The sequence below is a fragment of the Salmonella sp. SJTUF15581 genome, from assembly GCF_043356775.1.
In the GTDB taxonomy this organism is placed as follows: domain Bacteria; phylum Pseudomonadota; class Gammaproteobacteria; order Enterobacterales; family Enterobacteriaceae; genus Salmonella; species Salmonella enterica.
On sequence record NZ_JBEUJY010000007.1, the window covers coordinates 122,492 to 134,889 of the forward strand.

Here is a 12,398-nt window from a genome sequence, read left to right on the forward strand (position 1 = left end):
ATAACCTGGGCACTTCTGAGTCGTTGGTAGATCTTTTTCTTTATCCGTTCACGCTTCAGTAGCTGGAAAAAGCTTTCTGCAACCGCATTGTTATGACAGTTGCCACGACGGCTCATACTGCCCTCCAGTCCGTGCGATTTCAGCCATTCATAGCGGGTGTACTGACTATCCTGATCAGAATGAACCAGCACCTGTTTTTGGGATGACGTCGCCACACGGCCATCAGAAGCGCATTCAGGACAATATCTTTTGTCATTCGTGGTTGCATTGACCAGCCGATAACTTTGCGCGAGAACAAATCAACGACCACGGCAAGATACAGCCAACCTTCGTGGGTTCGTAATTACGTCAAATTTGCCGTCAGGAGCTGTGCGCTACACAGAAAACTCATCTATGCACATAAACAAAAACCCTCTGCAAAAACAGAGGGTTAAATTCATTTTTACCTGTTCATGTAAACACAGGAAGGATTATCGGCTTATTCCCACTCAATGGTAGCCGGTGGTTTACCGCTGATGTCATACACCACACGAGAAATCCCGTTGACTTCATTGATGATGCGGTTGGAAACACGACCGAGGAAGTCATACGGCAGGTGCGCCCAGTGTGCGGTCATAAAGTCGATGGTTTCGACGGCACGCAGAGAGACAACCCAGTCATACTTACGACCATCGCCCATCACGCCAACGGAACGGACCGGCAGGAACACGGTGAACGCCTGACTGACTTTGTCGTACAGATCCGCTTTGCGCAGCTCTTCAATGAAGATAGCGTCCGCACGACGCAGCAGGTCGCAGTACTCTTTCTTCACTTCGCCCAGAACACGAACGCCGAGGCCCGGCCCCGGGAACGGATGGCGATACAGCATGTCGTACGGCAGGCCCAGCTCCAGACCAATCTTACGCACTTCGTCTTTGAACAGCTCTTTCAGCGGTTCAACCAGACCCATCTTCATCTCTTTCGGCAGGCCGCCGACATTGTGGTGAGATTTGATGACGTGCGCTTTACCGGTTGCAGACGCCGCAGATTCGATAACGTCAGGGTAGATGGTGCCCTGCGCCAGCCATTTCACGTCTTCCAGTTTGAGCGCTTCTTCGTCGAATACTTCCACAAAAACGCGACCGATGATCTTACGCTTGGCTTCCGGATCGTTCTCACCAGCCAGCGCGGACAGGAAGCGATCTTCTGCCGGTACGTGAACAATGTTCAGACCAAAATGGTCGCCAAACATGTCCATCACCTGCTCGGCTTCGTTGAGGCGCAACAGGCCGTTATCGACGAAAACACAGGTCAGATTTTTACCGATCGCGCGGTGCAGCAGCATTGCGGTTACGGAAGAATCCACACCGCCGGAGAGACCGAGGATCACTTTATCGTCGCCTACCTGCTCGCGAATGCGTGCCACGGCGTCGTCGATAATTTTCGCCGGCGTCCACAGTGCTTCACACTGGCAGATATCACGCACAAAACGCTCCAGCATGCGCATACCCTGGCGGGTGTGAGTCACTTCCGGGTGGAACTGTACGCCGTAGAAGCGTTTTTCTTCGTTGGCCATAATGGCGAACGGGCAGCTCTCGGTGCTGGCGACGGTCACGAAGTCGGACGGAATCGCCGTCACTTTATCACCGTGGCTCATCCAGACATCAAGCAGCGGTTTGCCGTCGGCGGTCAGGGAATCTTCAATACCGCGAACCAGCGCGCTGTCGGTCAACACTTCGACCTGCGCGTAACCAAATTCACGCTCATTAGAACCTTCTACATGACCGCCAAGCTGCATCGCCATGGTCTGCATCCCGTAGCAGACGCCAAATACCGGCACGCCTGCTTCAAAGACATACTGCGGCGCGCGCGGGCTGTTTTCTTCGGTGGTGCTTTCCGGGCCGCCGGAAAGAATAATGCCGCTTGGGTTGAAGTCACGAATTTGTGCTTCTGTCACATCCCACGCCCACAGTTCGCAGTAAACACCCAGCTCACGCACGCGGCGTGCAACTAGTTGAGTGTACTGAGAACCGAAGTCCAGAATGAGGATGCGATGCTTATGAATGTTTTCCGTCATTGACGCTTATTCCGAGGCAAGTGAAACAGATTAAATAAATCGCCCGACGCGAAGGTCGGGCGAAGAAAATCAGGAGCCCAGACGGTAGTTCGGGGACTCTTTGGTGATGGTCACGTCGTGAACGTGGCTTTCCTGGATACCCGCACCGCTGATACGCACAAACTCCGCTTTAGTACGCAGTTCGTCGATGGTAGCACAACCGGTCAGGCCCATACAGGAGCGCAGGCCGCCCATCTGCTGGTGAATGATCTCTTTCAGGCGACCTTTATAGGCTACGCGGCCTTCGATACCTTCCGGCACCAGTTTGTCGGCAGCGTTATCGCTCTGGAAGTAACGGTCGGAGGAACCTTTGGACATCGCGCCCAGCGAGCCCATCCCGCGATAAGATTTGTACGAACGGCCCTGGTAGAGTTCGATTTCGCCCGGGGATTCTTCTGTACCGGCCAGCATAGAGCCCACCATTACCGCGCTCGCGCCTGCGGCGATGGCTTTGGCGATGTCGCCGGAGAAACGGATACCGCCGTCAGCGATAACCGGAATCCCGGTGCCTTCCAGCGCTTCAACTGCGTCAGAAACAGCGGTGATCTGCGGAACGCCCACGCCAGTCACGATACGAGTCGTACAGATAGAGCCAGGGCCGATACCCACTTTCACCGCGCTGCAACCGGCTTCCGCCAGTGCGCGAGCGCCTGCGCCAGTGGCGACGTTGCCGCCGATGATTTGCAGGTCAGGATATTTAGCGCGCGTCTCACGGATACGTTGCAACACGCCTTCTGAATGACCGTGAGAAGAGTCGATCAGCAGTACGTCAACGCCTGCCGCCACCAGCGCGTCAACGCGCTCTTCGTTGCCCGCGCCTGCGCCGACCGCCGCGCCGACACGTAAACGGCCCTGCTCATCTTTACAGGAGTTTGGTTTACGTTCCGCTTTCTGGAAATCTTTTACGGTAATCATGCCAAGCAGATGGAAGTTATCATCAACGACCAGCGCTTTTTCTACGCGTTTTTCGTGCATTTTTGCCAGCACGACTTCACGGGCTTCGCCTTCACGAACGGTCACCAGACGCTCTTTCGGCGTCATGTAAACGCTAACCGGCTGGTTCAGGTCAGTCACAAAACGCACGTCACGACCGGTGATGATACCCACCAGCTCGTTATCTTCAGTCACCACCGGATAGCCCGCAAAACCGTTACGCTCGGTCAGGGCTTTCACTTCATGCAACGTGGTGGTTGGCAGGACGGTCTGCGGGTCGGTCACTACGCCGGACTCGTGTTTCTTCACGCGGCGAACTTCTTCCGCCTGGCGCTCAATGGACATGTTTTTGTGGATAAAACCAATGCCGCCTTCCTGGGCCAGGGCAATTGCCAGGCGCGCTTCCGTCACGGTGTCCATCGCCGCAGAAAGCATAGGAATATTCAGACGAATAGTTTTCGTCAACTGCGTGCTGAGATCGGCAGTATTCGGCAAAACGGTGGAGTGAGCGGGAACAAGGAGGACGTCGTCAAACGTCAGGGCTTCTTTAGCGATACGTAGCATGGGCAATATCTCACCTGGGAGGTTAATAAATATTGCCGCGGCATTATACAGAACGTAATCGGTTGCATCTACATTTTTTTGCAAATAGTGCTTGCGATCCCCCGTGAGCAGGTTACTATCGATTGAATAACCTGCTGATTTAGAATTTGATCCCGCTCACATGTTATCCTCTCAAACTTCCTCAATTTTTACCGTAAGCCGCCTTAACCAGACGGTTCGTCTGCTGTTAGAACAGGAGATGGGACAGGTATGGATCAGCGGCGAGATTTCTAATTTCACGCAGCCTGCGTCGGGCCACTGGTACTTTACGCTCAAAGACGATACCGCTCAGGTGCGCTGTGCGATGTTCCGTAACAGCAACCGCCGGGTGACGTTCCGTCCGCAGCACGGGCAGCAGGTGCTGGTACGCGCCAACATTACGCTGTACGAGCCGCGCGGCGATTATCAAATCATCGCCGAAAGTATGCAGCCGGCGGGCGAAGGCTTGTTGCAGCAGAAATATGAGCAGCTAAAAGCCAAACTGCAGGCCGAAGGCTTGTTCGATCAGCAGCATAAACAGCCGTTGCCCTCCCCGGCCCACTGCGTGGGGGTGATCACCTCGAAAACCGGCGCGGCGCTGCACGACATTCTCCACGTGCTAAAGCGTCGTGACCCATCCCTGCCCGTAATTATCTACCCGACGGCGGTCCAGGGCGACGACGCGCCGGGGCAGATCGTTCGTGCTATCGAACTGGCGAACGCGCGCGGCGAATGTGATGTACTGATCGTCGGGCGCGGCGGCGGTTCGCTGGAAGATTTGTGGAGTTTTAACGACGAACGCGTGGCGCGGGCGATTTTTGCCAGCCGCATTCCGGTAGTCAGCGCCGTCGGCCACGAAACCGACGTGACGATAGCTGATTTTGTCGCCGACCTGCGCGCGCCTACGCCATCAGCAGCGGCAGAAATTGTCAGCCGCAACCAGCAGGAGTTGTTGCGTCAGATCCAGTCCGCACAGCAGCGTCTGGGTATGGCGATGGACTACTACCTCGCCAACCGCAGCCGTCGTTTCACGCAGATTTTTCACCGCCTGCAACAGCAACATCCGCAGCTGCGTCTGGCCCGTCAGCAAACCGCCCTGGAACGTTTACGCCAACGGATGGGATTTGCGCTTGAGGCCAGGATTAAGCAGGCCACTCAGCGCCAACAGCGCGTAAGTCAACGCCTGAGCCAGCAAAATCCGCAGCCGCGCATTCACCGCGCGCAGTCGCGCATCCAACAGCTGGAATATCGTCTGACGGAGAATATCCGCTCACGGTTAAGCGAACAGCGCGAGCGTTTCGGCAACGCGGTCACGCATCTGGAGGCGGTCAGCCCGTTAGCCACGCTGGCGCGCGGCTATACGGTTTCGACGACAACGAACGGCAAGGTGCTGAAAAAGATCAAACAGGTCAAAGCAGGCGATATTATGACTACGCGACTGGAGGACGGCTGGCTTGAAAGTGAAGTCAAATCCGTCACGCCGGGCACGTAATCCAACACTCCCCCACCCTTTGCACCGCGATGTTGGGTTTCGACTTCGCCTCAGCCAACCCACGCGCTACGCCGGATAAGGTGTAGCCACAATCCGACGATCAACCGGTTTGTCATTCGCCTCAAAACCGGGCAGGGAATACCCGCCCGGTTTTGTCTAACTTACCAGTTATAGCGCAGATTGAGGCTACCGTTCAGATCGCCAAAGTCATTGCTGCCAGTCTGCCCGGCAACCTGAGCGCGAACGCTCCACTGCTTATCGATATCTGCCTGCAGACCCACTTTCAGCTCCGCACGGTTAGCCGGAAGATCCTGTTTTACCGTGGCATCATCAAACGATACCGACACATCATCGCTGGTGTGCAGCCAGTTAGCTTCAGCAAACGGCTGGATAACCGTACGGCTGCCTTTGTACAGCTTGCCGTCAACACGCAGACCCAGACGCGTTGTCCAACTGTCGCCATCCTGACCATCGATCCGGGTGCCGTAGTTATCCTTCACGCTATCCGCTGAGTAATTCTGCCAGACAACCTGCGCCTGCGGCGTCAGACTGACAGTATTGCCGTTGCTAAGCGCAATATCGTAGCGATAACCAGTTTCCAGCGAGACGGCGTTAGCGGTTGAATCATAAGATTCAGATCCCGCATCACCGCTCTCTACGCTGTTGTTGTAGAAACCATATTGGTACCAGCTATCGACATACGCGCCGCTATGCGTTTGGGCATCGGCAAACCAGGTGGCATAGACGCCAAGGTTGTAGCCGTCTACGTTGGCGCTACTGGTGAACTGGCTACCGTCTGCGCCACGGTTACCGGTGCTGTCGGTATCGGCGTTGATGTAGCTCGCCATGACGCCAACGGTAACGCTCTGCTGGCCGTTGCCCCAGGCCAGAATGTCGCCGCCTAACTGGAACTGGGAGTAGTTGCTGTCCATATCGATATTGCCGCTGACAGCCTCGGATTCCGCTTTACCCGCTTTGAAGCGCGCCCATACGCTGCCATCGGCATTACGATACTGGCTGCCCTCGCGGTCATAGAGGGTCTGCATTTGCAGGTTGCGCGCCATCCACTGGTTGCCCATGTACGCGCCGATATCCGCACGGTACTGCGGTGCGACATCGCCGCCATCGTCCGGAGGCGTGACATCGCCGCCGTCGCCGCCGTCGTCCGGAGGCGTGACATTACCGCCATCGCCGCCATCGTCCGGAGGTGTGACATTACCGCCATCGTCACCGCCATCCGAAGGCGTGTCATCACCGCCGCTGTCGTCATCATCAGACTGTGCTTTTGACGCCAGATACCAGTCGTTGTCACTTTCATTCCAGTACAGACGGTAGGTATACAGACCGGCGTTAACCTCATTTTTTAGCTCAAACGCATCGCTGGTCGATACGCCGCCAACATCCACCACTTCGATACCGTTAGTGGTCTGTGCTCCATCGCCGATGCCGTTGATGTACAGATCGGTGGTGCCGGAGGCATCGCCGGTAATGACCAACTTATCGGTTGCCGAATCATCGTCGCCCAGGACGGTATTCAGGTAAAGCGAGCCGCCGTTGCCGGTGTAATTGCCATCAACATAAAGCGTATTGCCAGGCGTGCTGGAGCTGCTACCGCTGGTCATTGTCCCCATGTTGATCAGATCGCCATTGAGGGTGAAGATAGCGCCTGTCTCCTCGCTGTCGCCAAAGACCAGCGTCCCTTCGTTGGTCACCTTACCGTTAACGGTCGTACCGTTGCTGCCGCCGAAGGTCGCCCCGGAGGCGACGTTCACCGCCTGCTGGCTGCCCACTTCGCCAATCGTACCGTCTCCGGCCAGCCACAGCGTGCCTTCCTGTACGTTGGTATCGCCGCTATAGGTGTTCGCGCCGCTCAGCGTCAATTTACCCGCGCCCAGTTTGGTCAGCGATTTACCGTCCCAGTCGCCGTTGCCGGTTTTATCGCCCAGTACGCTGGTGACTTCAAAACTGTCGCCTGCGCCCAGAGTAAACGTGCCGTGTGCTGGCGTCGCTGACGTGGCGGTCGCATTCCAGCTCAGCCCTTCGGTAAGCAAATATTCTGACGCATCTGCAGGATTGATTGTCCCGGTTACGGTCAGATAGTCCGGCTGGTCGGTGAGGTTCATCGTCAGGCTGGTAAAGTCGCCGCTGATATCGCTGTCCATATCCATCAGTTTAAAGGACTGGAACTCCGCGTCGGAGGCGCGCGCTTGCAGGCTGGCGTCGCTGACGACCAAATCGCCGCCAAGCGTGGCGCTGCCGCCGGTGATCAGCGGTTGCACTGAGTCACTATTCAGCTCAACGTTCAGCGTACTGCCATCTTGCTGAATTAACGCGCTGTCGCCGAGATCCAACGAGGTGCCGAGCGCCAGTTGGGTCGTCGCGCCGCTATGAGTGGTGATGCCGCCCACCGCGCTGACTTCGCCGTCTACGTCCAGCACCAGCGTGGCGTTATTGTCTACCAGACCGGTGCCCAGCGCCGTCGTACTGGCGGCGACCAGCGTACCTTCATTGATGGTGGTGCCGCCGCTGTAGTCGTTGTCGCCGGAGAGGATCAGCGTGCCTGCGCCTTCTTTGGTCAGCGATTTACCGTCCCATCTGCTACCCGGATCCAGCGTGTCATCAACGTCTGTCAGTGTAGCCGCAACGTTAAAGCTGCCGTCAGGGTCGCTCAGGGTAAAGGTGCCGTGGGCGTTGGTAGTGGCGTTGTCTCTGTCCGCATACCAGGAAAGGGAGGCCGTCAGGTCATAGTTGGTGTTGTCCGTTTCATCGACTTTTCCGTCGATAGTCAGGAAGTCAACATCTTCGCGGTTCATCCCTGCAATGGTCAGATCGTCGAAATCGCTCGTAATGGCGCTGTCGCTGTCAATCAGCGTGTAGGTGTATGCCTCAGGCGTCCAACTGTCCGTAACGCTGCCGATGCCGGTAACATTCAGAGTGCCGCCCAGCGTGACGCTGTCGGCGGTAATCACGGCGTCGTCGGTGGCCGCGCCGAGGTCAATACTTAGCGTACTGCCGTCTTCCTGGGTGAACTGGCCCGCGTCAAGGGTGCTGCCCGCTGCCAGCGCGGTAGTGGCGCCGCTATGGGTGGTGACGTTCGCAAGCTTAAATGCGCCGTTGGCATCCAGCATCAGCGTACCGCTGTTGTCGATATTGCCGCTGCCCAGCGCGTTGACGTTGGCGGCAATCAGCGTACCGCCAGCGATGGTGGTATCGCCGAAGTAAGTGTTGTTGTCCCCGCTTAACGTCAGCTCGCCGGTACCGGTTTTCACCAGCGAGCCGCTGCCGGAAAGCGTATTTTCCAGCTCGCCTTCGCCCACCTGAAGCACGCCGCTGTTGTCGATATCGCCGCTGCCTAACGAATCCGCATGGTCAGCCGTCAGCGTACCGCCGGAAATAGTGGTGCCGCCGGAGTAAGTGTTATCGCCGCTTAACGTCAGCTCGCCCGTGCCGATTTTCACCAGCGAACCGGTGCCGGAAAGCGTATTTTTCAGCTCGCCCTCGCCGACCTGAAGCACGCCGTTGTTGGCAACAGCTCCGGTCCCCAGTGAATCCGCATTGTCAGCAATCAGCACACCGTCGTCAATGGTGGTGCCGCCGGAGTAATCGTTATCGCCGTTTAACGTCAGCTCGCCCGTGCCGATTTTCACCAGCGAACCGGTGCCGGAAAGCGTATTTTTCAGCTCGCCCTCGCCGACCTGAAGCACGCCGTTGTTGGCAACAGCTCCGGTCCCCAGTGAATCCGCATTGTCAGCAATCAGCACACCGTCGTCAATGGTGGTGCCACCGGAGTAATCGTTATCGCCGTTTAACGTCAGTTCGCCTGTGCCGGTTTTCACCAGCGAGCCGCTGCCGGAAAGTGTGTTTTCCAGCTCGCCCTCGCCCACCTGAAGCACGCCGCTGTTGGCAATAGTCCCGGTCCCCAGCGAATCCGCATGGTCAGCCGTCAGCGTACCGCCGGTAATGGTGGTGCCGCCGGAGTAACTGTTATCGCCGCTTAGCGTCAGCTCGCCTGTGCCGGTTTTCACCAGCGAACCGGTGCCGGAAAGCGTATTTTCCAGCTCGCCCTCGCCGACCTGAAGCACGCTGCTGTTGGCAATAGTCCCGGTCCCCAGCGAATCCGCATGGTCAACCGTCAGCGTACCGCCGGAAATAGTGGTGCCGCCGGAGTAAGTGTTATCGCCGGTCACGATCAGCTCATCGCTACCGCTTTTGACAATTTGGCCCTCGCCGGTCACGTTGTTATCCAGCGTGCCCTGGCTCAGCGCAAGCGTTGCGCTTTCTGCAATCGTCACATCGCCAGTGCCGAGCGAGGCGGCGTCTTTGGCGGCCAGAATGCCGCCGACAATTTCAGTGTCGCCGTAGTCGTTGCCGGTGTTGCTGAGGATCAGCGTGCCGTCGCCTTGTTTGGTTAGCTTGCTGCCACCCCAGTCGGAGGTAGCCGTGGTTTCGTCCAGTTCGCTGGTGACGGTAAAGGTACTGTCTGCATCAACGGTAAAAGTGCCATGCGCAGCGCGCGCAGAATTTGCGCCCGCGTACCAACTCAAGCCCGTAGACAACTCGTAGTTGGTATTATCATTCGCATCAACGCCCGCGTTGATCGTAAGGTAATCCGGCATAGCGGAGGTGTCGGCATCCAGCGTTACGCTGTCAAAATCGGTAGTGATCGCGGTTTGCGAATCAATCAGCGTGACCGATCCAAAGTGTTCGTCGGTTTCGGGCGCGACAAAGGTGGCCGTTGAGCTAAGGTTCAGCGTCCCGCCCAGCGTGACGTTGGCGGCTTTGATAATTGGCGAGCTGTTGGCGGTATCCAACGTCGCGTTTATCTGGCTGTCATCCTGCAAAGTCAGGGTATTGTCCACCGTCAGTAGCGTACCTGTCGAACCGCTCGCGTTGCCCAGCGTAATGCCGCCGTCGTTGGTCAGATTGCCGATGATTGACGGGTCGGTCATGTTCCACAGGCTGGTGTCGTCGAGCGTCAATGAACTGTTCAGGCCGTTGACGCTCCCTTGCAGTGAGGATTTTTCGGCCAGCGACAAGGCCGATACTGTGCTCCCCGTCTCAATGTTGCCATTCAGCGTTGTGTTTTTGGCCTCTACGGTTGCCGCATTATCCAGTTTAATAGCCGTTGGGCCGGTCAATGTGCTGTCGGTTAATGTAATGGGCGTTTCTATCACCGTGTTTTTATCAACGTGCAGCGCGGCGGCGTTGTCTGAGGTCACGTCCGCATTTTCGACCGTCAGCCCGGAGATATTGCTGTAAAAACTGCTGCCTCCCGTGGTCATCAAAATGCCATCGCCTTTGGCTCCGACGGTGGCGCCATTAATTTTGACGGAAGATCTCGCGCTTTTAATGCCTATATCTTCGGAGGTGATGACCATCAAACTTTTTTTGCCGGAAATATTCACCGTTGAGGCGTTAGCGGCCTCAATGGCGGCGCCTTTGGCATTATCGTGCGTGACGGTAGAGTTCGTAATATCAAGAACGCCCTTGTTGGACGCGATAACAGTACTGTCTGTACCCGTGGAACTAACTGCACTACCGTCCACCTCCAGCCAGGAGTTGTATGTCGTATCGCCAACCACACGCACCTGGCCGTTTGTCAGCGTGATTGTGCTGCCGCCCTCAATTCTCAGCGTACTTCCTTCTTGCGATGTTAAGTCACTGGTATTTTCCGTTGTCGCCTTAACCTCAGTCCCTATCAAGGTTGCTTTTGACTCGCCATTGAGCGTCAGGACACCATAGTTCCCCCCGATCTGGATGATTCCCCCCGTTAGTGTCATGCTACTTTGTTCTTTGAGATCGATGCCGGCAGTGTAGATTCCTGTCGTAGTGATTTGTGCGTCGGTAAGGTTAAGCGTCGCCCCTTTGTTAAGCGAAACCGCCGTGCCGATCGCACGAGTACTACCTGAGAGGATGTCTCCACCGCCGTCTGTTTCAATCACAACATCCGTGCCTATACCCGACGTTGCCTGCCAGCCCCCCTTATCCGTTGGCAGACCTTCCAGAGACAGTGCTGTACCCTGGCCGGTACCTGAATAAGAGATTGGAGACGTTTCTGTGCTCAGGTCGTGCTCGGTTCCGTCAATGTAGGATACCTGATTGTCGGCCATGGCCAACGGGCTGAAAAATCCGAGCGCCGCAGCCACGGCGCAAGCCAGCACATTGCGCGTTGCTTTTATTATTTGTCCATATTCGGACTTTTTATTTGGGGAATGGGTTTCACTCGCGCATACTTGCGCTTTAACTTTGCTGTGGCCTCGCGCCAGTTCTGAAGCCACGACATACATATTTCGCACGGCGCTCCAGACAATACTGTAGGTCCTGTTCAATTTTTAAATTTCCTTTTAATAACGTTCACGAAGCAAACTGGATTTTGATTGGCTGTAAATAGCTTTTAAATGGTGTATATAAATGAGATAAATAATAAATGATAAAAATATGGTTTTATGAATGATTGCAATCACCTGTAACAATATATTATCAAAGCCAAATTATTAACCAATTTCAAGGCCTATTTCAATATCAGGTCAACTTTTGATTAATTTATAATTGATATAAATATATCCATCTCTTTTATATATATTTATATTGTGAATATCATTTAATGATTTCATATATTGAGATAAATAGATGCGCGAGGCAAAAAGGGGTAATTATCATGCGACACCTGGCGTTGTTTTAAATATACTCGTCATACTTCAAGTTGCATGTGCTGCGGCTGCGTTCCCTCACCCCAGTCACTTACTTTAGTAAGCTCCCGGGGATTCGCTCGCTTGCCGCCTTCCTGCAACTCGAATTATTTAGAGTATATAGGTAGCGCCAGACGCGTAATACGTTAATACACACACGTCGCATAACCTGCTGTGCTTGCCAGCTTAATGGCGCAGTTTTGTTGCCTGGTATTCTCATCCACGCCGCAATACATGCCGCCGCTCGAGGTTGATTTAGATAAACAGGGATAGCCCTGCGTCGGCCAGCCTAACGAGCTACAGGATTCGCCGCATCAGAGCGCAACTGAACGCTGCCCTGATATACCGGGTTCGTTACACTATCGGCCTGAGGGGGAGTGCCGTTAATAGCCGCAGTTTGCTCAGTGAGTTCCTGCCATGCGCCGCTGCTTCGCACGGCCTGCGCGAAGAAAGGCGTTAAACTGAGGGCGCATAGCAGCAGCCAGAATAAAAAACCGACACACTTTTTCGATTTCACTGACGTACCTGAGAAAGGTCCATTTCGTTGCAGTTCATTCCGTGAATACAAAAACGTAAAAATGCATCGCTACCGGAACAACGCCAGCCG

At 55.4% G+C, this 12,398-nt stretch carries 4 protein-coding genes and 2 pseudogenes; 1 reads left to right on the forward strand and 5 read right to left on the reverse strand.

What is annotated here, in order from left to right:
- Positions 1 to 23 precede the first annotated feature (23 nt).
- The 3 genes and pseudogenes from ABVN36_RS14210 to guaB all read right to left on the reverse strand — a co-directional run.
- Positions 24 to 343 (reverse strand): annotated as a pseudogene (locus ABVN36_RS14210) (DDE-type integrase/transposase/recombinase); the annotation flags it as partial.
- Positions 344 to 478: 135 nt separating this feature from the next.
- Entirely contained in the window at positions 479 to 2,056 is a 1,578-nt protein-coding gene (gene guaA, locus ABVN36_RS14215) for a glutamine-hydrolyzing GMP synthase (RefSeq protein ID WP_000138293.1), read from the reverse strand.
- A 69-nt stretch (positions 2,057 to 2,125) separates the two neighbouring features.
- A complete protein-coding gene (guaB, locus tag ABVN36_RS14220) occupies positions 2,126 to 3,592 on the reverse strand; it encodes an IMP dehydrogenase (protein WP_000944174.1) in 1,467 nt (488 codons plus the stop codon).
- Positions 3,593 to 3,752: 160 nt separating this feature from the next.
- Here guaB and xseA point away from each other — a divergent pair, with 160 nt between their 5' ends.
- Positions 3,753 to 5,102, forward strand: coding sequence for an exodeoxyribonuclease VII large subunit (xseA, locus tag ABVN36_RS14225; protein WP_020899077.1), 1,350 nt, complete (start codon positions 3,753 to 3,755; stop codon positions 5,100 to 5,102).
- 161 nt (positions 5,103 to 5,263) lie between these two features.
- Here the strand turns inward: xseA and shdA are convergent, their stop codons facing one another.
- Positions 5,264 to 11,431: a fibronectin-binding autotransporter adhesin ShdA gene (shdA, locus tag ABVN36_RS14230; RefSeq protein ID WP_050901202.1), complete on the reverse strand. Its 6,168-nt coding sequence runs from the start codon at positions 11,429 to 11,431 to the stop codon at positions 5,264 to 5,266.
- A gap of 658 nt (positions 11,432 to 12,089) precedes the next feature.
- A pseudogene (locus tag ABVN36_RS14235) lies at positions 12,090 to 12,308 on the reverse strand (hypothetical protein); the annotation flags it as partial.
- Positions 12,309 to 12,398 lie beyond the last annotated feature (90 nt).